Here is a 21515-nt window from a genome sequence, read left to right on the forward strand (position 1 = left end):
AAAAAATAATCGCTGCGTTCTTGGTTTGATTATGGCTGATGTTTAGCGCTTAGGTGATCTTAGTTAGCGTTAATACGGCGTTCAATCGCATCCATTAATTTACCTGTGATAGAAATATCAAATGCAGCTTCAATTTCACAAATACAGGTTGGACTGGTTACGTTAATTTCAGTGAGTTTATCGCCAATCACATCAAGACCAACAAAGATCAAGCCTTTCTGTTTTAAAATTGGCGCAACAGTTTCTGCAATTTTACGATCAGTGTCGCTAATTGGACGCGCTTCACCACGACCGCCAGCGGCCAAGTTACCGCGAGTTTCACCTTTAGCTGGAATACGCGCAAGGCAGTATGGCATTGGTTCGCCATCAACCACTAAAATACGCTTATCACCGTTACTGATATCAGGCACGAATGTTTGTGCCATACAGTAGTTTTGACCCATTGCGGTTAGCGTTTCGATTATCACCGATACGTTAGGATCATTTTTCATTACGCGGAAGATAGACGAACCACCCATGCCATCAAGCGGTTTTAGGATCACATCACCGTGTTCTTTATGGAATGCTTTTAGTTTGTCGGCACGACGGGTCACAATCGTGGTTGGCGTTAGTTCTGGGAACCATGCGGTAAATAATTTTTCATTACAATCACGTAGGCTTTGCGGTTTGTTAACGATTAATGCACCGTTATCTTCTGCGCGCTCAAGAATGTAAGTCGCATAAATGTATTCAGTATCAAACGGAGGATCTTTTCGCATTAATACCGCATCAAGATCCGCGAGTGGAATCTCTTGCTCATTATGAAATTCAAACCAATCGTTTGGATCTTTTTTTACAGTTACAGTGCGAGTACGTGCAATTGCGACACCTTGCTCTAAAGAAAGATCACTCATTTCCATGTAGTGTAATTCCCAACCACGACGTTGAGCTTCCATCATCATGGCAAAGGTCGAATCTTTTTTGATATTGATAGACTCGATAGGGTCCATCACAATACCTAGCTTGATCATTGTTTTCTCCTGATTACTCAGCCAAGATCACCAAAGCGAACTTGCAGTGCGGTAATGGCTGTCATTGCGGTAGTCTCAGTGCGTAACACACGTGGGCCTAATAAAATTTCGTCGAATTTATATTGCTCTGTCATGCTGATCTCTTCAGCTGACAAGCCACCTTCAGGACCGATCAATAACCGTACTTTGGTTACTGGGGTAGGGAGGATGTTAATTGAATAATGCGCACGAGGGTGTAAATTTAGTTTTAAACCATTATATTCTTCAGCGCACCATTGCTCTAGCTTCATTACAGGGCGAATGGTGGGTACCACATTACGACCACATTGTTCACAAGCTGCAATTGCGATTTTCTGCCACTGTTCCAGTTTCTTTTCAAAGCGTTCAGCATTAAGTTTAACGCCACAACGCTCTGAAATAAGCGGTGTAATAGTATTCACACCCAGTTCAACTGATTTTTGAATGGTGAATTCCATTTTATCACCACGTGAAATCACTTGGCCTAAGTGAATATCTAATGGTGATTCAATGCTATGTTCCACACGCGCTTGAATCTCAACTTCAACACTTTTTTTGCTGGCGCTACTAATAACAGCGGGGAACTCTGCATTACTGCCATCAAACAGTAATACTTGTTGCCCAACTTGCATCCGCATTACACGGCCAACATGGTTAGCTGCATCGTCGCTAAGCATAACCGTACCTTGGCTAGGTAAAGGTTGTGGGTGGTAAATTCGTGGAATTCTCATGATGCGGTCATCTGTAGTAATTGTTGGGTAATAAAAGATATTACCATGGTTGACGACAGAAGAGAGGGCAAAAATCAGTGTGGCGAGGAACGAATAATAAAAATTATCGAGGTCGTTTAAATACGACTCAAATTACGATGCTTTGAGCTGTAGCGGTTGGCGACATTTACGGCAATGGTAGCTGGCTTGGCCTCGTAGCACCTTATTATGGCGGCGAATAGTTAGTGGGTATTCACTACATGGGCAGTGGTAAATAAAGGTTGTTCCAGCCACTGAACTGACATTAAAGTTGTGAGTGGTTTTGGGGGCGACATTGAAAACTTCAGTCATTATTATTTGCCATTCACGACCATGAGGACGAACGCGGCCAAATAATTTAAACACCACTAAATGCGCGACTTCATGAGCAACAACTTCATTAATAAAAGCGTCAGGGTTTTCAGCCAATAATATTGGGTTAAAGCGTAATTCCCATTTTTGTAGGTGGGCTGTGCCTGCTATTTTACCGCGTTGATTAAAATTAACCTTAGGCATAGTTAGGCGTTTATTCAAACGCTGGTTAGCATGAACAATGCAATACTCTACGTGAGTAAGTACTTGCTTTTGTAGCGGAGTCATCACCAAAAATATCCCCTGTTACTTTCTATATTGGCACTCAATAATCATGGGTGACTATACACCGCAATATAAACGGTAACGATTATTTTATTTTATGTATAAAAAAAGGGACGAATAATCGCCCCTTAATTATTGATAAACTTAAATTTATTATTATTTAAGTTTAGCGAAGTCGCGTAGCGCTTCTACTTTGTCGGTTTTTTCCCAAGGGAATTCTTCGCGACCAAAGTGACCATATGCAGCCGTCTTTTTGTAGATAGGCTGAAGTAGGTTTAGCATTTCTTGTAGGCCGTATGGGCGTAGGTCGAAGTGCTGGCGAACCGCTTCAATAATAATATCTTGGTGTACTTTTTCAGTACCGAACGTTTCAATCATGATAGATGTTGGATCAGCAACACCGATAGCGTATGAAAGTTGAATTTCACAACGCTCAGCCATACCTGCGGCAACGATATTTTTCGCTACATAACGTGCTGCGTATGCTGCTGAACGGTCAACTTTTGATGGATCTTTACCTGAGAATGCACCGCCGCCGTGACGTGCTGCACCGCCGTAGGTATCAACGATAATTTTACGACCCGTTAAACCACAGTCACCCATTGGGCCACCGATAACAAAACGACCGGTTGGGTTAATAAAGAATTTAGTATCTTTACGTAACCACTCTTGTGGTAATACTGGCTTGATGATCTCTTCCATTACCGCTTCACGAAGATCGGCTGTTGAAATTGAATCACTGTGTTGGGTTGATAATACAACGGCATCAATACCAACAATCTTACCTTGATCGTATTCAAATGTTACTTGAGATTTAGCATCAGGACGTAACCAAGGTAGGCTGCCATTCTTACGTACGTGCGCTTGACGTTGAACAAGACGGTGTGCATAAGTGATTGGTGCAGGCATGAACTCTTTGGTTTCGTTGGTTGCATAACCAAACATAATACCTTGGTCGCCAGCGCCCTGTTCTTTAGGGTCAGTTTTATCAACGCCTTGGTTGATATCTGGTGATTGCTTACCAATGGTATTTAAAACAGCGCAAGAATTAGCATCAAAGCCCATGTCTGAGTGAACATAACCGATTTCACGCACTGTTTCACGAGTGATTTCTTCGATATCAACCCAAGCTGATGTTGTTACTTCGCCACCGACCATTACCATGCCAGTTTTTACGTAAGTTTCACAAGCAACACGTGCTTTTGGATCTTGCTCTAAAATTGCATCCAAGACTGCGTCTGAAATTTGGTCTGCAATTTTATCTGGATGACCTTCTGATACCGACTCAGAAGTAAACAGATGTTTAGCCATTGATGGTCTCACTTATATTCATAAATTTGGTAGAACGGTAGCGGTAATACTGATACTGCACTGCATTCCATACGTTTATATGTATGGAGCTACCTCCGTCTAGACGTCTATAATACCCCGACCAGTTATAAAATCAACAATGTAATCTGTAAGGATTTAGCGAAAACCGGCATTGGTGAAAGAAGAAGCTTTTTATTGTTACCATTTTAAATACAAAAACTTAAATTTAGACTGATTGCATATTATTGAATAAATTGGTTTTTTTAAAAACGAAAACGTTTGCAGTCAATGGCATCTATTTGAGACAATATTGAAACGAAATTAAGTGATCATTAATAAAAATGGTAACTATTTGTTCGTAATTTATTATTTTATGACTATTTGGAGCAGATATGTCTTCTAGCAATGCGGTGTCTCGTAAAGAACTAGCCAATGCAATTCGTGCACTTAGTATGGATGGTGTGCAACAAGCGAACTCAGGTCATCCGGGCGCGCCGATGGGAATGGCAGATATTGCTGAAGTATTGTGGCGTGATCATTTGAATCATAATCCACAAAATCCAAACTGGGCTGATCGTGATCGCTTTGTATTATCAAACGGTCATGGTTCTATGCTGATTTATTCTCTGCTTCATTTAACAGGTTATGATTTATCGATTGATGATCTTAAAAATTTCCGTCAATTACATTCAAAAACACCTGGCCATCCAGAATATGGTTATGCGCCGGGTGTTGAGACCACGACAGGTCCTTTAGGTCAAGGTATTACCAATGCGGTTGGTATGGCATTGGCAGAAAAAGCCATGGCTGAGCAATTTAACCAGCAAGGGCATGAGATCGTTGATCACTACACCTACACCTTTATGGGCGATGGCTGCATGATGGAAGGTATCTCTCACGAAGCATGTTCATTAGCAGGCACTCTAGGTATTGGTAAGTTAATTGCTTTTTGGGATGACAATGGTATTTCAATCGATGGTGAAGTCGAAGGTTGGTTTACCGATGACACCGCCAAGCGCTTTGAAGCTTACGGCTGGCATGTTATTTCAACCGTTGATGGCCATGATGCTGATGCGATTAATGCCGCGATTGCTGCAGCACAAGCTGAAACCACTAAACCAACCCTTATTTGTTGCCAAACCATCATTGGTTTTGGCTCGCCAAATAAAGCCGGTTCTCATGATTGTCATGGTGCGCCATTAGGTGCTGAAGAAATTGCAGCAGCGCGTGAATTCCTAGGTTGGAACCACGGCCCATTTGAAATTCCTGCTGATATTGCTGCTAATTGGAATGCCATTGAAGCCGGTAACGCTAAAGAAATCGCATGGGATCAAAAGTTTGCCGCTTATAGCGCAGCTTACCCTGAGCTAGCCGCTGAATTTAGCCGTCGTATGAACGGTGACTTACCAACGAATTGGGAAGCGGAAACATCACGTATTATTGCAGATCTGCAAGCTAACCCAGCCAATATCGCATCACGTAAAGCATCACAAAATGCGCTAGAAGCGTACGGTCAGTTATTACCTGAATTTATGGGTGGTTCTGCCGATTTAGCGCCATCTAACTTAACTATGTGGTCTGGCTCTAAATCACTGACACCGACAGATGCATCGGGTAACTACATTCATTACGGTGTGCGTGAATTTGGTATGACAGCCATTATTAACGGTATTGCATTACACGGTGGTTTTGTTCCTTATGGGGCAACCTTCTTAATGTTTATGGAATACGCACGTAATGCATTGCGTATGGCGGCACTGATGAAGGTGCAAAATATTCAGGTATACACTCACGATTCGATTGGTTTGGGTGAAGATGGTCCAACGCACCAGCCAGTAGAGCAAGTCGCATCACTGCGTTTAACCCCGAACATGAGTACATGGCGTCCTTGTGATCAGGTTGAATCAGCGGTTGCTTGGAAATATGCGATTGAACGTAAAGATGGTCCAACAGCGTTGATTTTCTCTCGTCAAAACCTTGATCAGCAGGATCGTAACGTTGAGCAAGTCGCGAATATCACTAAAGGTGGTTATATTCTTAAAGATTGTGCTGCTACACCTGAGCTTATTTTAATTGCAACAGGTTCTGAAGTGGGTATTGCAGCGCAAGCATATGCAGAGCTAACCGCTGCGGGTCGCCAAGTACGGTTAGTTTCAATGCCTGCGACAGATTTGTTTGATAAACAGAGTGCGGCTTACCGTGAAACTGTATTACCTGCAAACGTCACCGCACGTATTGCGATTGAAGCGGGTATTGCGGATTACTGGTACAAATATGTTGGCTTGAACGGTCGCATCATTGGCATGACAACTTTTGGTGAGTCAGCACCAGCTGATGAGTTATTTAATATGTTCGGCTTTACTGTTGAAAACATTGTTAATAATGCCAATGCGTTACTAGGGTAAGTTTTCCCTATTAACTACCGCTTTTAAAGACCGCTAATTGCGGTCTTTTTTTATGCTGATAATTTTGATTAAACATTATAAATAGAGTGGAGATATAACAGTATTTCACATTATTAAAACTAATTTGAAATGGCTGTTTTTATCACTTTCAAAGTTTAATGAAATATCTATAATTAGCCTCATTGAAACACGACCGCAAGCCTTATAGAGTCAATGGTTAGGCTATGGTTGTTCTATTAAAAAAGCTTAGTTTATTGAGGAAAAAGAAATGACTGGTATCGTTAATAAAATTATTGCACTTTACACGCCTGTATTCGCTCCTATGTACAAAAGCGGCAACATGACTAAGTAAAGTTAGCGCTAAGGTTTTTCCTTAACCTTTTAACATATTTCTAAGAAGGCTTTGAACTTATTGTTCAAAGCCTTTTTTACGTTTGAGCCTAATATTGATGTTTTGATTTAATCACATTTTCCATAAAAAACCACACAGGCTCAAAACCATACCTTTTGGTTATATTTCAATATTTACTCATGCTGTTAACGTTGTATTTTGCTGACGTTTGTCAATTTTCACGTTTTTGGATTATTTCTCTTTTCTTTCTTTTGATTATGATTAAAATAAACTCATAAGTTTACTTTTTAGAGTGTTGTGATGAAAAAAGCTATTTTAGGATTACTACTTGGTTTAGCCGCGATGACTTCTCTACCTAGCCATGCTGATGATTGGGGTAACTGGGGCGCGACTAAAAAAGGCCGTGTTGAGAGTGCTCGAATTTGTGGTAAGAATGGCTATATCTTCAAAGTTCGTGATAGTTTTTATGTTGCAAAATATCAATCGGGTAAGCGTTTCGCCGTTGGTGTTCCGGTAAAAGCACGTTTTGGCAAAAATAAGTGGCTACGTGTTGAAGGGCTTAAAAACGACGGTAATTACCTTGTTAAGCGTAAGTATTACAGCCTTGCGAAAGCAAAAGCGAGCGCGTGTGGTTTAGCGTGGTAAGTCATCTTTGATGATATGAATTGTAGAAAGGTCGCTCAGGCGACCTTTTTTGCATCTGAATATTATTGAGTTGGTCGCTAGGAAGATATTCAAATGCGGCTCGTGGCGATGATGTTAGCTGAGTAGAAAAGCTGATTTTTGCATAAGTGGCTACCAAATAACGTTCAAATGGGAATTTTGGAATTAAGTAACACTAATAACAATATAATAACGTTAGTTTTAGCCTCATTTAGCTTAACAAAACCGTTTAAAATGCTGACTTTGGGAGTGTTTTTGTATGAACGGTGATCCCGTAGTGCATGTTAGATGCAATATGTTAAATACAGCCGTTTTTAGATAAAAGTCATACTAGGTGTCGAGTGATCGGTATTTGTGGTCTTAAAATCGTTTTTAGGGACGATTTAGGGGGTATTTGGGATCTATCAGATTGATAAGTGATTTATGGCGAGATGGATTGATAAAAATATCCAGATTTAAAATAAATCTAAGTCATAAGGTCGCTTAAGCGGCTTTTGTTGTTTCTGGGCATAATGCCTATCGAAAATTTGTAAGTATCTGGTAGCATAAAGAAGAAGATCTCCGATCGTTTAATACAATGTTATGTATCAAAGAGGTTATATGGAAAATTGGGAAAGAATTAAACATTTAGTTACAGCGAGCAAAGACTTCATTCTAACTAATGAAGAGCGTCAGCTTATTTCAGAGGATGAACAACAAGCTTTTGAGAGCAATATTCCTGAAATTAATGAAATATTAGGAAATGCAGAAGTTAAGTTAAAAGAACTCGGCTTTTGGGTCGAGAATAATATTTCTAAAGAAGGGATGAGATTCCGTTTTTCACTTCATGGTTATTATGGCCCTGGCGGATTTAGTACACAGTATCATATTTCAGGGCCGCTGGTTTTGGGTCTAATTGAGCCTACTGGCGATGCTTCTAGAAGCTTCTATCCGAATGATATTGATCAGTGTTTTCTTGTCGGCTTAGATTTCAACAAAGCGGCTTTTGAACAATTTGTTTTACAGCAAGTAGAAATATACTTACAACCTGAAAACCTAATAACAAGCAAAGAGCAATATGATAGATTTAGAGCTTTACTCTCAAATTAATCAAACAGTAAGTATTCTTGTATGGCCATCTGTCACTTTGATAGTTCTGGTCGTTTTTAAAAAGACTATTACTGCGTTACTTGAACGTGCAGCTGGATTAGAGGGGAAAGTAGGGGACGTTTCGTTTAAACTCTCGCTGCAAGAAATAATGCAAGATAAAGTATCAGAAGCAGCTCAACTAAAAGCTGATGGGAAAGATGAAGAGGCTGAATCTTTAATTAAAACTAGTAGTGAAATTATCTCTAGTCTTTACGGTTTGTCTCAAGCTGATATTGATGAACTTGTAGCTTTATCACAAGGCGAGGAACCTAAGCGTAAATGGGGAAAAGCTCATTTAGTTCGTGCTGGGCTGGTAGACCTTAAAGGAGGTAGGTTAACTAATAATGGAATTGTTTTAGTTAACAAATACTTGCGACAAGATATATAACAATACGGGTTAAGTTGATTCTCTGTGTTCTGATTGAACATAACATCCGTTACATGTACCAAACTTGAAAGGTCGCTTATGCGGCCTTTGTTGTATCTGGACTTTTTCGTGTATCGGATCAAATATATAGCTCACCTAATGAAAGGGATAAAGTGCAATTAACAGCTTAATATTAAAAATTAATTAGATTATTGTAGCGTGATTTTTCTGTTGTATTTTTGCTTATAAAACACTGTCATAAAGCAAGACATTACCCTATCACTTTGTTTGCAGTAAGGCTGATTTAAAATGACACAAGAATTACCTAAACAAATACCCAATGAAATATTTCAATATTTCCATGCGATTCATATAGAACTAAATAAGTTTAAGTACCGTTCAAGCAAACGAGCTAACTTAGCTGTGCCTCTTTTTAATATAGCGATTGAGCACTGTATTTCTATCTGTGTATTAGATAAAGAGTTCCTACCATCATCAATGGCAGCTTTAGCTAGGCCCGCAACCGAAGCTTATCTGAGGGCAATGTGGGTAGTTTACTGTGTTGATGATCAAGAGATAAAAAACGATAGTTCGATGCACTTCCCGAAGCGTATTGATAAACTAATTGAACTGGTTGAAGATGCAGTACCAACCTTCAAAGACTGTGCTTTTCTTTCAACCAAGCTTTCCCCTCTTATCGTTGAACAAAATGATTATACCCATAATGGTATTCAACTGGTTTCAATTCAATATAGTGGTGATGCCTTAACAAACCTCAGACCAGCTGAGTATAGTAAGCCCTTTCTAAATTTAGCTGTAACTCTATCAGGGTTAGCAATCGGAGAACTAACGCGATTTCATATGGGTTGTAAAAAGATGGATATTGATAAAATTATTGAACTACAAAGAGTTGTTTTCTCTTCTTAATGAGGTCATCCCAAAAAGTTAGGAGGCAAATTATTTAGATCTAGAGATTTAGCCTTTTTCGAGCTACCAAGTTATGTTCAATCGTTGTTAACCCGTTTTCAAGAGGGGCATGTTGTTTAATAATGAGTTAAGTCTACTAGTACGCATAAATAGACATACTGTTAAATACCGCCTCAAGGCGGTATTTTTATTCATTTGGTGCTGTCATCTCATATTTTTATGCGATAGCAAAAGTGACTAACAGTGATAACGAATCTCGACCCCAAGTCCGGGATGACAATCATAAAGTTTGATTTCGCCTTGGTGTAAATCTGTCACTGCTTTAACTAAGGTTAACCCGATACCTAAGCCGCCATCATTGCGGGATTTGTTAATTCGATAAAGACGCTCAAATACGCGCTGTTTTTCTTGGTCATCAATTCCGGGACCATTGTCTGCCATGGTGATCACTACATTATCTTGCTCAGTGTGGCACGAGAGTATTAATTGACTTGCTTGCGGGCAATAGCGCAGTGAATTTTCTACCAAATTAGCAAATTGTTGAATCAGTAACTCTTTATCGCCTTGAATGAAAATAGGCTCTTTTTGAGTATTAAGGGTCAAGGTCATGCTCGCATCTTCAGCAACATCGGTATAAATTTCAGCAATGGTGTGGACGAGGTCAACCACATTTATGGTTTCAAAACGTTGGCGTCTATTACCTGATTCAATTTGAGATATACGCAGTAAAGCATCAAAGATATTCGCTAACCGGTTTGATTCTTTGAGTGACAGTTGTAGTTGTTCTGAAAAATCATCATCAAGCTTATCACCGTGTGCGTCAGCCATCTCACTTAGGGTTTGTAAATTATATTGTAAGCGCGTAATCGGGGTTTTTAATTCATGAGCAATATTGGAGGATATATCGCTCATTGCAGCTACTACACTTTGTAAGCGTGACAACATTTCGTCAACGGTTGAGCCGATACGAGTGAGATCATTTGTTTGGCTCGACATCATGGTTCTGGCTGATAACTCACCATCAGCGGCGGCGCGTAATACCGTTTCAATGCGATCAATTTTTGCTTGGTTGCGTCGCGTCATATAAATCACGATAGCTGAGCTGCAAAGTACAACTAGAATACCGGATAGGATAAAACCCGTTGCCAAAACGTCGATAACATCATCTTCATCAATGGGCTCTTTGTTGATCTCGGTGGTGGTGCCAAGCATAAAGGCTTCAACGTTATGTTCAATGTTGTTATTTACTTCATCAAGATGATAATCAATATATGCAATAGTGAGGCTCGACATCAAAATTAAACTCACCACTGACACCATGATAAACATCAGTCCTTGCTGCATAGCAGAACTGCGTAACCATACAGGGGTCGGCAATCGTTGTTGAAGTTGCGTGATAAAAGGATGCATTAGGCGTTTTTCCCAAGTTTGTGTTCTAACTTGTAGCCAGCCCCTCGAACGGTATGAATAAGCTGATCACCAAACGGTTTTTCAAGCTTATTACGTAAACGGCTAATGTGAGTTTCCACCACACTGGTTTGGGGATCAAAATAGATATCCCAAACGTGCTCTAATAACATGGTTCGAATAATGACGCGTCCTGGATGACGCAGAAAGAGTTCAAGAATACGAAACTCTTTTGGTTGCAGAGTTAAGACTTGTCCTTGGCGGATCGCGGTATGATCAAATAAATTAAGACTGAGATCGCCATAAACTAATTCACTGGGTTTTGCTTCAGAGAGTGTTGATGAGCGACGAGATAAGGCTGATATGCGAGCTAGTAATTCTGAAAAGGCAAAGGGTTTAGTTAAGTAGTCATCTCCGCCTGCTTCTAAGCCATCAACGCGATCATCAATACCACCTAATGAGGTGAGAAAGATAACCGGCATTGAAATTTTGGATGCGCGAAGTGCTTTTACAAATGATAACCCATCTAATCCTGGCAACATCCGATCAACAATGGCGATATCAAATTGTTCTGACATGCATATTGAAAGGGCAAATTTCCCATTATCAATACACTGCACATGATGTCCCGCTTCTGTGAGTCCATTTTCAATATAACGACTTAAACTATCATCGTCTTCGACAAGCAGTATTTGCATAATGGCAACCTTACAATAAGATAAAAACAATTAATGAATATTTAAATAAGCCGTTGCAGCGCTAAAAAACTTAAATAATGGCATTTTCTAGTATTTAATAACGTGTGTCCGTTATTTGGTATATACATGGATTGTTAATGCTGAATGATACAACCAGCATTAGATTAGATGCTGGTAAACAGTATGATAGTAAAGTTTATCTTTATGTCGGCAAGATTTATATGAAATTAACACGCTATTAATAATGAGGCTGCAAGCGATAGATTTTACAAGCTCGCAGCCTAGTGACAGTAAAGGGAAGATTAACCCACAACGCGAACATGATTCACATCAATTGCAGTATGGTTAAACTCTTTATCAATTTCACCTTGAATGGTGACTTTTGTTTGTGGTGTGACGTGTGCGCCAAACCATTTGTCATGATCAATTTCTACTGTAATTGAACCGGTACTATCGGTGAATTGATAATGCTCATCACCTAATGAACTTGTAATGTGGCCAGTTAATGTTACTGGCGTATCATCACTGAACATACCCGCATCAAGTACAGCTTTTACTGTTTTTAAACCAACCGTTGGACCGCTAAAACCTTGTTGTTGAGTCGTTGCAGTGTTGATTGGTTGTGTTGTTGATGCTGGTGTTGTGGTTGCAAATACTGACGTTGATAACAGTACTGCAGGAATTAGTAGCATAGCAAAGCGTTTATTAGTCATTGTAAAATCCTCAGGTGTGTTTTGATACGAGAATAATACCGAACGATCTATACACTGAGTTTGCCTGTAGTTTACATTTTTGTAAGCTTTCTTTGGCTTATTGTATGAATATAAAAAGGCCGCTAATTTACTTAGCGGCCTTGTGATGTTTTATATAAAAACCACGTTGCAGTTTTGTATAGCAACCGAACTGAAATAATTATTGATTTTCAGGTGCTAATATTTCATTGAATAACTGCTGCTTATGTAATTGTTCAGCGATGTATTTTGTACCTGCACGTGTTGTATGGCGACTGTCAAAGTAAAAACTATTACCTTCTTTATCGACAACATCACAACGATCGCTATGACACATAATGGTGGTCATATTAATAAAATTATAGTTATATTCAGGTAACTTAGCTTTTGCTTCAAATTGTTCGTTTTGTACAGCGCGGTTTTCACGAACATTGCTAGCAATATTTGCTTTTGCATAACGACTAAGATCTAATTTTTTATTGTAAGCTTCATAGGCTAACGTTGATATTTGAGCATTAAATGATTTGCCGCCAATAACATAGATTTTTGCATGTTGGTTTTTAGCGCGAATATTTTGAATCGATTTGAATATCCAATTCATATTAACATCACGCCAATACATCGCTAAAATAATAACGTTAGCTTGTTCAACAACATCACCTTTATCGACATTTTTTATAAATGTTCGACATTTATTTTGCCACATTTGATTGCCTTTAATCGTTGGAGATTGACTAAAGGCAATATTTTGTTCTGCTGGTGGTAAGTAGAAAAAGCCACAATCTGCTTCAACAATTCGTGACACTATCTCAATATTTTTATTTAAATCAGCATCATAAAGACTGTTTGTGAAATCTCCAGCTTGAGAATCACCAATGACTAAAACTTTTTCTTTGTTTTGTTCTACAAAATCTTTTTTATCTAAAGTTCTAATATGAGCCCATGTATAAGCGCTATTATGATCTGTTTTTGTATTTGTAGTAATCGCCTTTAAATTTATTGTCGGAATATTGTAAAACAGACCAATATTTGATGAGACGGTATATGCTAACCCTAGAATTAAAATAAAGGGTAGGATAATTGCTTTTAGGCTTACTTTGTTTTTTTCTATAACAGTATAACTAATAAAGCCTAGTAATACTGATAATGGAATACCGATAACAGCCCAATATTTAATATTAAAGTAATGACCAATAACAACAACTGGCCAATGCCATAAATAAATAGAATAAGACCATAAACCAATATTCTTCATTATTTTATTACTGGTAATAGGGCTGTTGCTATTATTTGCAAGGATAACTAATGCAGCGCCAACGACAGGAATTAGAGCTAAGTATCCTGGCCACATATCTGACTTAGATATAAATACATAAGAGAGTAAAACTAAAAGTAATCCAATCCATTCGAGATGTTTTTTTCTAGGTTGGCTTAACTCTATAGGATATAAGAAGACTAGACCACCCGCTAACATTTCCCATGCGCGTGTAGGTAATAAGAAATAAGCAGGAGATGGCCAGTAATAGGATGCATAAATACTTATACTTAACCCGATAACCGTTGTTAAAATTAGGATTTTTTTAATGCTGTTAAGAGAGAATATTTTTTTGAGAATAATTAAAGCAATAGGGTAGAGAATATAAAACTGCCATTCGACAGATAATGACCATGTATGTAAGAGCCATTTAGTTTGTGATGAGGTGTCAAAGTAGCCTGATTCTTTCCAATAAAATATATTAGATAAGAAACTAATGCTACCAATGACATGCCGACCTAAAGCTTCAAGCTTTAATGGCATTAGAAAGAACCAACAGAATATAAGTACGGTAATACAAACTGCTAATAATGCAGGGATGATCCTTACTGCTCTCGCTTTATAAAAAGAAAGCACTGAAAAATTATTATTTTCTAGTCCTCTAAATATAATGCTAGTCATTAAGAAACCAGATATAACAAAAAACACATCAACACCAGCGAAACCACCTGGTATGAGCGAACTGTTAAAATGAAATAGCACAACAGCAATAACGGCTATTGCTCTTAAACCGTTTATATCTTCCCTGAATTTCATTGGAACCTCATAAAATATAATTTTAAAATATTATATGGTTGTTGAGGTGATATTAATATATTACAAATAACATTAACAAAAACATGACATTAATTTAAATTATATGATTAAACAAAAACATGATGAGGTGTTAGATTATATGTAATATTGTTGAATAGTAGATGATGAATGGTTTTTATATTTTACTTATAATGCTGGCTAATTAACATTGAACTTTATATATTAAATTAATTATGATTTTAATTGTTTATAGTTATTGAAAATAAGAGGGTGTGATAAAAATAAAATGCTACTAATGTATCAGCAGCATTTTTTAGTTACTACAGAATCACAACGTTGATCGCTTGTAGGCCTTTTTGACCTTGCTCTACATCAAAAGACACTTTTTTGCCTTCTGGTAGCTTGGTTAATGTTTTATCAGCAATGCCGCTGCTGTGAACAAACACGTCAGCATTGCCTGTGTCTTGAGTTAGAAAGCCAAAACCTTTTTCTTCACTAAACCACTTCACTAAACCTGTTGCTTTATGCGACATGTGTAACCCTTAATATTCAAAAGATAAAAAATGTGAGTGCTGATAAGCGTAACTATTAAATGCGACGATGAAGCTAAGGGAAACACAGAGGATGACAACATTGACGAAGATATTCTAAGGGTTTTACTTTTACTTGATGTTTCATTAATAACGCAGAGCAACAGCGCGTGACGATTATTTATTTAAAATGCAGGGTTGTAAAGGAGTATGTGTGATCCCATTGAGTGGCTAAGCGTATTTTTGCAATCTTAACTGTATTGATTGCTTTGTTAGTCGCAATTAATAGAACGAGGCTCTGCTTTTATCGTGTTGCGAAAATAGCCGCTACAAATAGATACGCTCAATGTTATTTTAAAATAAATAAGCTGTATAAATAGTTGCATGTTGATAGAGGGGATACAGCAAAGACATAACGATATTTATATATCGTTCTATCCCATAGTACTTGTCATTATTTATCTGATAAATCTGTCGCTATTTTTATTTTGTTTGGTGGCGGTTATTGGTAGAAAACACCCTAAATAAGCCAATTTTTATGATAAATCTTTTACATGAATAATAGATTTTGGTGGTTAATTATTCATATTTTATCTTTTTATTAAGGTTATTTATGTGATTATATGTTTGATTATGAACATATTTAATTAAACGCAGTGAGAGTTGTCACAATTATGGTGATTCTCAAACTTGGTTGGTATACACTAACGCCGCTTGGTTTTTTTGTAGCACGGATATGACACTAAAAGTCGCAATAAATGGATTCGGCCGCATCGGTCGCAGTGTGTTACGTGCACTGTACGAGAGTGGTAAACATCACCAGATTAACGTCGTGGCAATCAATGAATTAGCAGAGCCGGAAGCAATGGCTCACCTGCTTCAGTATGATTCAAGCCATGGACGATTCGGTAAGCCTGTCAGTCATGATCAGGAGCATCTTTTTATTGCCCATGAAAATGGTCACCGCGATCAAATTCGCCTGCTTCATCAACCGGAACTTAAATTGTTACCTTGGCACGATTTGGACGTCGATATTGTTCTTGATTGTACCGGTAAGTTTGGTTCTCGTGCTGATGGTTTAGCCCACATTGATGCTGGTGCTAACAAAGTGTTATTTTCCCATCCTGCTGCCAATGATATTGACTTTACTGTGATATATGGCGTTAACCATCAACAGTTAACCCAGCAACACACGATTGTTTCTAATGGCTCTTGTACGACGAATTGCATCGTGCCCATCATTCAAGTGTTGGATGATTGTTTCGGTATTGAAACGGGTGCTATAACCTCAATTCACTCTGCAATGAATGATCAGCAAGTTATTGATGCTTATCATCCTGATTTACGCCGAACGCGTGCTGCTAGCCAATCCATTATTCCAATAGATACCAAATTACATTTAGGTATCGGTCGTATTTTTCCGAAGTTTTCTGACAAATTTGAAGCTATTTCTGTGAGGGTGCCCACAATAAATGTCACCGCCATGGATTTAACGGTTACTGTTACAACAAACGTGAAAGTTAATGACGTAAATCAAGCATTATTGAATGCGTCTCGTTGTACATTAAAGGGTATAGTGACTTATACCGAAGCACCCTTGGTGTCGATTGACTTCAATCACGATCCCCATAGCGCGATTGTTGATGGCACTCAAACCCGCGTGAGTGGGCAGCATTTAATCAAAATGTTGGTGTGGTGTGATAATGAATGGGGGTTTGCAAATCGTATGTTAGATACTGCGTTAGCAATGGCTGCAACAGATCATTCTGTTGCTACGCCGACAAAATAAGTAGTAAGAATTATTGGGTTTGGCAGTGACGCCGGGCCATGAAATTTATGAACTTTTATTTTAAATAATGTTGAGAGGGCAAAACATGTCTGTAATCAAGATGACTGATCTGGATCTAGCTGGTAAGCGTGTATTTATTCGTGCTGACCTAAACGTGCCAGTAAAAGACGGTAAAGTAACTTCAGATGCACGTATCCTTGCATCTCTACCTACTATTCAGCGTTGCCTAGAAGCGGGCGCTAAAGTAATGGTTACTTCTCACCTAGGTCGTCCAACGGAAGGCGAATACGCAGAAGAATTCTCTCTACAGCCTGTAGTTAACTACTTAAACGATGCACTAGATTGTGACGTTAAATTAGCAAAAGATTACCTTGATGGTCTTGAGCTAAACGCAGGCGAGCTTGTTGTTCTTGAGAACGTACGTTTCAACAAGGGCGAGAAGAAGAACGAAGACGAACTATCTAAAAAATACGCTGCACTTTGTGACGTATTCGTAATGGATGCATTTGGTACGGCTCACCGTGCACAAGCATCTACTTACGGCGTAGGTATGTTTGCACCTGTAGCATGTGCAGGTCCATTACTTGCTGGCGAACTAGAAGCGCTAGGTAAAGCAATGGATAACCCAGCACGTCCAATGGTTGCTATCGTTGGTGGTTCTAAAGTATCTACTAAACTAACTGTTCTTGAGTCACTATCTAAGATTGCTGACCAAATCGTTGTTGGTGGTGGTATTGCTAACACATTCATCGCAGCTGAAGGCAACGATGTAGGTAAGTCACTTTACGAAGCAGACCTTATCCCTACTGCTAAAGAGCTAATGGCACACACTGACATTCCAGTAGCAACTGATGTTGTATGTGCGAAAGAGTTCTCTGACTCAGCTGTTGCAACTATCAAACCATCAACTGAAATCGCTGCTGACGATATGGTTCTTGACCTTGGTCCTGATTCAGCTCAAGCACTTGCTGACATCATCATGAACGCAAAAACTATTCTTTGGAATGGTCCAGTTGGCGTATTTGAAATTGAGCAATTCGGTAAAGGTACTGAAGTTGTTGCTAACGCAATCGCACAATCTGCAGGTTTCTCTGTAGCTGGCGGTGGTGATACTCTAGCGGCTATCGACAAGTACGGTATCAAAGACAAAGTATCTTACATCTCTACTGGTGGCGGTGCGTTCCTTGAGTTCGTTGAAGGCAAAAAATTGCCTGCTGTTGAAATGCTAGAAGCACGCGCTAAAGCATAATTTATTTGGCGTGGAAACTGGGTATATTTGTAATAATAGTGTCAGTTTCCGCGTTTAAATGTTTGTGATAGACGTTATGTTTCAGTAAAATAGAAGCTTATCGCAAACGTTTGCACAAGAATTTTTCCACAGACAACAAAGTAAAATATAGGACTATTGTTATGTCTAAGATCTTCGATTTTGTAAAACCTGGTGTTATTTCTGGCGACGACGTACAGAAAGTATTTGCTGTAGCAAAAGAAAACAATTTTGCTCTACCTGCTGTTAACTGTATCGGTACTGATTCAGTAAACGCTGTTCTTGAAGCTGCTGCTAAAGTTAAAGCGCCAGTTATCGTTCAGTTCTCTAACGGCGGTGCTGCATTCTTCGGCGGTAAAGGCCTTAAACTTGAAGGTCAAGGCCCTCAAATTCTTGGTGCTATCGCTGGTGCTAAATACGTTCACGCAGTTGCTGAGTCTTACGGCGTTCCTGTAATTCTTCACACTGACCACGCAGCTAAGAAACTTCTTCCTTGGATCGACGGTCTACTAGACGCGGGTGAAGAGTTCTTCGCACAAACTGGTAAGCCTCTATTCTCTTCTCACATGCTAGACCTTTCTGAAGAGTCTCTAGAAGAGAACATCGAAATCTCAGCTAAATACCTTGCGCGTATGGCTAAGATGAACATGACACTAGAAATCGAATTAGGTTGTACTGGTGGCGAAGAAGACGGCGTTGATAACTCTCACATGGACGCATCAGACCTATACACTTCTCCAGAAGACGTTGCATACGCATACGAGAAACTAAACGCAGTTAGCCCACGTTTCACTATCGCTGCATCTTTCGGTAACGTACACGGTGTTTACCAAGCAGGTAACGTTGTACTTACTCCAACTATCCTACGTGATTCTCAAACATACGTTTCAGAGAAGTTTGGTCTACCGACTAACACTCTAAACTTCGTATTCCACGGTGGTTCAGGTTCTTCTGAAGCTGAAATCCAAGAGTCAATCGGTTACGGTGTTGTTAAAATGAACATCGATACTGATACACAGTGGGCTGCATGGGATGGTATCCGTCGTTACGAAGCTGCTAACCACGATTACCTACAAGGTCAAATCGGCAACCCAACGGGTGAGTCAGCGCCAAACAAAAAATACTACGATCCACGCGTATGGTTACGTGCAGGTCAAGTATCAATGGTTGAGCGTCTAGAGAAAGCATTCTCTGACCTAAACGCAATCGACGTTCTATAATATCGATTTCGTTACAAGATAAAATGTGAAAAAGCCCACTTCGGTGGACTTTTTTTGTATCTAATAAGTGGTTAGCATTATTCGTTATACGTTGATAATTTATATTTTTTTATGATTGTTCGATTTTTTTTACTAGCCATTTGGCTAATAAAGGATTAATAATGCACCGTTTCTTTGATGTTAGAATACTCAATGCTGATAATTATACTAATCACAGCATTGTTGTTAGCGATTATTGTCTAATATCACATTTGTTGCAAAGGTGTTATTTTTTTACTAGTTACGGTATGATTTACGCATTAGCAACATTTTACTATTGTTATACTTTGAGAGAGATACCTTCATGACAGAGAGCGTTACTGACAAGGTTGTTGAAAATATATCCGATAATTCACTGACTAATGGTGTTATGCATGCAAGCAATTGGATTTCTAAAAACCAAGATCTATTAGTTCAATATGCGGTGAACATTGTTTCAGCATTACTGATTTTATTTATTGGTAATATCATTGTTAAACTCATTGCGGGTTCAATTGCGAAAATTTTACGCAAAAAAGACATGGACAATGCAGTTGTTGAGTTTATCCATGGCTTAGTACGTTATGTGCTATTCGTTATTGTTTTAATTGCAGCATTAAGTCGTATTGGTGTTCAAACTGCATCAGTGGTTGCGGTTATTGGTGCCGCAGGTCTTGCTATTGGTCTTGCACTTCAAGGGTCATTATCAAACTTTGCAGCAGGTGTGTTGATTGTTGGTTTCCGCCCATTCAAATCTGGCGACTACGTTGAAGTTGCAGGTGTTGCTGGTGCTGTTGAATCGATTCAGATCTTCTCTACTGAATTACGTACGCCTGATAACAAAACAGTTATCGTGCCAAACGCACACATTATTGGTAACCCAATTACTAACTTCTCTCGTAATGATACTCGTCGTATCGATTTAGTGATTGGTGTTTCTTACAATGCTGATTTACAAAAAACAAAAGAAGTATTACGTCGTGTTGTAACGTCTGATACCCGCGTGCTTAAAGATCCTGAACCAACTATTGGTGTGGTTGCACTTGCTGATTCTTCTGTTAACTTTGTGGTACGTCCATGGGTTAATACGCCTGATTACTGGGCTGTATATTTCTATCTAAACCAAGCGATTAAAGAAGAGCTTGATAAAGAAGGTATCGAAATTCCGTTCCCACAGATGGATGTGCATGTAAATAAAGTTGGCGCTTAATTCGCTCAAACTTTAATTATATGACACTAAAAAAAGAAGCCTACGGGCTTCTTTTTTTTATTCTAATTAACGCTAATCGTCGCATTAATGATGATGTTAAAACAGTACCATTACTGAATGGTTTCTGAATTGCAACTAAAAAACAGTGTTCATTATAAAAAGGCTTTGTTAGCATAGCCTTCTTATTTTACAGATAAACAACAATATATTTATTAATGTTGGTATCAATAAATACCCCTGCTGTGCGATCAATAAAAGGATGAATAATGAAAAAACAATTGTTAGCGATAGTACTTGGCGCTAGTGCGTTTGTTTCAACTGCTGCAATGGCGGCAGATATTCCATTTCCTCATTTAGAAACAACGGGCCGTGGCGAAGTGACGGTTAAACCGGATATGGCGGTTTTTTCTGTCAATGTGGTTGAAACTAAGAAAACAGCGGTTGATGCTAAGTTAGCCGTCGATCAAGCTGTCACTAAGTTTATTGAGCGTTTACAAGCAGCAGGTGTGAATAAAAAAGACATTAATAGCGCCAACATATCATTGTCAGCGCGATACGCTTATCCAAAAGATCAAAAACCGGAACTAGCCGGCTTTAAAGCGAGTCGTAATATTGAGGTGACGGTGCATCAACTAACGAAGCTAAATACGTATTTAGATGACGCGTTAGGTGATGGGATTAATCAAATAAACAATATTGATTTGAAAATATCAAATACTGAAAAATACCAACAACAAGCACGTCAAAAAGCAATTGAGAACGCTAAGCAAGTAGCGGCTTCATTAGCACAAGGTTTTGGTAATAAAATCGATGGCGTCTGGCAGATTGATTATAATACGAATAATCAATCAATGCCGTACCGCCGCAGTAATGATGCGGTGATGTATAGCAGTATGAGTAAAGGATCTGTTGATCAAAGCTATACTGATAACAGTATCGTAATTAAAGACAGTGTTAATGTGATCTTTAAGTTAGCTGAAAAATAAGCGGTTCATAAAAATAAACTAGCTATAAATAAAAAAGGAGAGCGCCATGCTCTCCTTTGTC

At 38.8% G+C, this 21515-nt stretch carries 19 protein-coding genes; 10 read left to right on the forward strand and 9 right to left on the reverse strand.

From position 1 onward, the window contains the following. Positions 1-59 precede the first annotated feature (59 nt). From gshB to metK, 4 genes are all read right to left on the reverse strand, one after another. Positions 60-1010, reverse strand: coding sequence for a glutathione synthase (gene gshB, locus ACJZU6_RS03965; protein WP_080158256.1), 951 nt, complete (start codon positions 1008-1010; stop codon positions 60-62). Positions 1011-1027: 17 nt separating this feature from the next. Next, a complete protein-coding gene (gene rsmE / locus ACJZU6_RS03970; protein ID WP_408900678.1) occupies positions 1028-1759 on the reverse strand; it encodes a 16S rRNA (uracil(1498)-N(3))-methyltransferase in 732 nt (243 codons plus the stop codon). 132 nt (positions 1760-1891) lie between these two features. Further along, positions 1892-2377 (reverse strand): SprT family zinc-dependent metalloprotease, encoded by a 486-nt coding sequence (locus ACJZU6_RS03975; RefSeq protein ID WP_408900915.1) that lies wholly within the window; start codon positions 2375-2377, stop codon positions 1892-1894. Positions 2378-2530: 153 nt separating this feature from the next. Next, the gene (metK, locus tag ACJZU6_RS03980; RefSeq protein WP_107276722.1) at positions 2531-3685 is read right to left on the reverse strand and encodes a methionine adenosyltransferase; all 1155 of its coding nucleotides are present in this window, start codon (positions 3683-3685) and stop codon (positions 2531-2533) included. A 392-nt stretch (positions 3686-4077) separates the two neighbouring features. Between metK and tkt the strand changes: the two genes are divergently transcribed. The 5 genes from tkt to ACJZU6_RS04005 all read left to right on the forward strand — a co-directional run bounded on the left by tkt (position 4078) and on the right by ACJZU6_RS04005 (position 9527). Further along, positions 4078-6090 carry a transketolase gene (gene tkt, locus ACJZU6_RS03985; protein ID WP_408900679.1) on the forward strand — a complete coding sequence of 671 codons (2013 nt, stop codon included), beginning with the start codon at positions 4078-4080 and terminating at the stop codon, positions 6088-6090. Positions 6091-6742: 652 nt separating this feature from the next. Beyond that, positions 6743-7087 (forward strand): hypothetical protein, encoded by a 345-nt coding sequence (locus ACJZU6_RS03990; RefSeq protein ID WP_327772614.1) that lies wholly within the window; start codon positions 6743-6745, stop codon positions 7085-7087. A gap of 618 nt (positions 7088-7705) precedes the next feature. After that, positions 7706-8194, forward strand: coding sequence for a hypothetical protein (locus ACJZU6_RS03995; RefSeq protein WP_107305008.1), 489 nt, complete (start codon positions 7706-7708; stop codon positions 8192-8194). After that, positions 8163-8621, forward strand: coding sequence for a hypothetical protein (locus ACJZU6_RS04000; RefSeq protein WP_408900680.1), 459 nt, complete (start codon positions 8163-8165; stop codon positions 8619-8621). Before ACJZU6_RS03995 ends, ACJZU6_RS04000 begins: the two co-directional genes overlap by 32 nt. A gap of 288 nt (positions 8622-8909) precedes the next feature. Continuing rightward, positions 8910-9527: a DUF6988 family protein gene (locus ACJZU6_RS04005; RefSeq protein WP_408900681.1), complete on the forward strand. Its 618-nt coding sequence runs from the start codon at positions 8910-8912 to the stop codon at positions 9525-9527. Positions 9528-9764: 237 nt separating this feature from the next. Here ACJZU6_RS04005 and ACJZU6_RS04010 read toward each other — a convergent pair whose 3' ends face one another. From ACJZU6_RS04010 to ACJZU6_RS04030, 5 genes are all read right to left on the reverse strand, one after another. Then, positions 9765-10937 (reverse strand): sensor histidine kinase, encoded by a 1173-nt coding sequence (locus tag ACJZU6_RS04010; RefSeq protein WP_408900682.1) that lies wholly within the window; start codon positions 10935-10937, stop codon positions 9765-9767. After that, positions 10937-11632, reverse strand: coding sequence for a response regulator transcription factor (locus ACJZU6_RS04015; protein WP_408900683.1), 696 nt, complete (start codon positions 11630-11632; stop codon positions 10937-10939). Before ACJZU6_RS04015 ends, ACJZU6_RS04010 begins: the two co-directional genes overlap by 1 nt. A gap of 302 nt (positions 11633-11934) precedes the next feature. Continuing rightward, positions 11935-12345 carry a NirD/YgiW/YdeI family stress tolerance protein gene (locus ACJZU6_RS04020; protein WP_408900684.1) on the reverse strand — a complete coding sequence of 137 codons (411 nt, stop codon included), beginning with the start codon at positions 12343-12345 and terminating at the stop codon, positions 11935-11937. 199 nt (positions 12346-12544) lie between these two features. Further along, on the reverse strand, positions 12545-14434 hold the full coding sequence (locus tag ACJZU6_RS04025) for an acyltransferase family protein (RefSeq protein ID WP_408900685.1): 1890 nt from the start codon (positions 14432-14434) through the stop codon (positions 12545-12547). Between the two features lie 320 nt (positions 14435-14754). Next, entirely contained in the window at positions 14755-14967 is a 213-nt protein-coding gene (locus tag ACJZU6_RS04030) for a cold-shock protein (RefSeq protein WP_080158245.1), read from the reverse strand. 733 nt (positions 14968-15700) lie between these two features. Between ACJZU6_RS04030 and epd the strand changes: the two genes are divergently transcribed. The 5 genes from epd (at position 15701) to ACJZU6_RS04055 (ending at position 21454) form a co-directional block, all read left to right on the forward strand. After that, a complete protein-coding gene (gene epd, locus ACJZU6_RS04035) occupies positions 15701-16753 on the forward strand; it encodes an erythrose-4-phosphate dehydrogenase (RefSeq protein WP_408900686.1) in 1053 nt (350 codons plus the stop codon). Positions 16754-16838: 85 nt separating this feature from the next. After that, positions 16839-18002, forward strand: a complete 1164-nt coding sequence (locus ACJZU6_RS04040; RefSeq protein WP_080158243.1) for a phosphoglycerate kinase — start codon at positions 16839-16841, stop codon at positions 18000-18002. 161 nt (positions 18003-18163) lie between these two features. Next, positions 18164-19240 (forward strand): class II fructose-bisphosphate aldolase, encoded by a 1077-nt coding sequence (fbaA, locus tag ACJZU6_RS04045; protein WP_080158242.1) that lies wholly within the window; start codon positions 18164-18166, stop codon positions 19238-19240. A 343-nt stretch (positions 19241-19583) separates the two neighbouring features. Beyond that, positions 19584-20468, forward strand: coding sequence for a small-conductance mechanosensitive channel MscS (gene mscS, locus ACJZU6_RS04050; protein WP_408900687.1), 885 nt, complete (start codon positions 19584-19586; stop codon positions 20466-20468). Positions 20469-20734: 266 nt separating this feature from the next. Then, positions 20735-21454 carry an oxidative stress defense protein gene (locus tag ACJZU6_RS04055; RefSeq protein ID WP_080158240.1) on the forward strand — a complete coding sequence of 240 codons (720 nt, stop codon included), beginning with the start codon at positions 20735-20737 and terminating at the stop codon, positions 21452-21454. Positions 21455-21515 lie beyond the last annotated feature (61 nt).

It is taken from the genome of Photobacterium piscicola (genome assembly GCF_046058925.1).
GTDB lineage: Bacteria > Pseudomonadota > Gammaproteobacteria > Enterobacterales > Vibrionaceae > Photobacterium > Photobacterium piscicola.

Excerpts from the sequence above, each read along its gene's own strand:
- epd (WP_408900686.1), top strand. The coding sequence starts at position 15,701 with ATGACACTAAAAGTCGCAATAAATGGATTCGGCCGCATCGGTCGCAGT.
- ACJZU6_RS03975 (WP_408900915.1), bottom strand. The coding sequence starts at position 2,377 with ATGACTCCGCTACAAAAGCAAGTACTTACTCACGTAGAGTATTGCATT.
- ACJZU6_RS04020 (WP_408900684.1), bottom strand. The coding sequence starts at position 12,345 with ATGACTAATAAACGCTTTGCTATGCTACTAATTCCTGCAGTACTGTTA.
- ACJZU6_RS04015 (WP_408900683.1), bottom strand. The coding sequence starts at position 11,632 with ATGCAAATACTGCTTGTCGAAGACGATGATAGTTTAAGTCGTTATATT.
- tkt (WP_408900679.1), top strand. The coding sequence starts at position 4,078 with ATGTCTTCTAGCAATGCGGTGTCTCGTAAAGAACTAGCCAATGCAATT.
- rsmE (WP_408900678.1), bottom strand. The coding sequence starts at position 1,759 with ATGAGAATTCCACGAATTTACCACCCACAACCTTTACCTAGCCAAGGT.
- mscS (WP_408900687.1), top strand. The coding sequence starts at position 19,584 with ATGACAGAGAGCGTTACTGACAAGGTTGTTGAAAATATATCCGATAAT.
- ACJZU6_RS03990 (WP_327772614.1), top strand. The coding sequence starts at position 6,743 with ATGAAAAAAGCTATTTTAGGATTACTACTTGGTTTAGCCGCGATGACT.
- ACJZU6_RS04010 (WP_408900682.1), bottom strand. The coding sequence starts at position 10,937 with ATGCATCCTTTTATCACGCAACTTCAACAACGATTGCCGACCCCTGTA.
- ACJZU6_RS04025 (WP_408900685.1), bottom strand. The coding sequence starts at position 14,434 with ATGAAATTCAGGGAAGATATAAACGGTTTAAGAGCAATAGCCGTTATT.
- gshB (WP_080158256.1), bottom strand. The coding sequence starts at position 1,010 with ATGATCAAGCTAGGTATTGTGATGGACCCTATCGAGTCTATCAATATC.
- ACJZU6_RS03995 (WP_107305008.1), top strand. The coding sequence starts at position 7,706 with ATGGAAAATTGGGAAAGAATTAAACATTTAGTTACAGCGAGCAAAGAC.
- ACJZU6_RS04055 (WP_080158240.1), top strand. The coding sequence starts at position 20,735 with ATGAAAAAACAATTGTTAGCGATAGTACTTGGCGCTAGTGCGTTTGTT.
- ACJZU6_RS04040 (WP_080158243.1), top strand. The coding sequence starts at position 16,839 with ATGTCTGTAATCAAGATGACTGATCTGGATCTAGCTGGTAAGCGTGTA.
- fbaA (WP_080158242.1), top strand. The coding sequence starts at position 18,164 with ATGTCTAAGATCTTCGATTTTGTAAAACCTGGTGTTATTTCTGGCGAC.
- ACJZU6_RS04005 (WP_408900681.1), top strand. The coding sequence starts at position 8,910 with ATGACACAAGAATTACCTAAACAAATACCCAATGAAATATTTCAATAT.
- ACJZU6_RS04000 (WP_408900680.1), top strand. The coding sequence starts at position 8,163 with ATGATAGATTTAGAGCTTTACTCTCAAATTAATCAAACAGTAAGTATT.
- metK (WP_107276722.1), bottom strand. The coding sequence starts at position 3,685 with ATGGCTAAACATCTGTTTACTTCTGAGTCGGTATCAGAAGGTCATCCA.
- ACJZU6_RS04030 (WP_080158245.1), bottom strand. The coding sequence starts at position 14,967 with ATGTCGCATAAAGCAACAGGTTTAGTGAAGTGGTTTAGTGAAGAAAAA.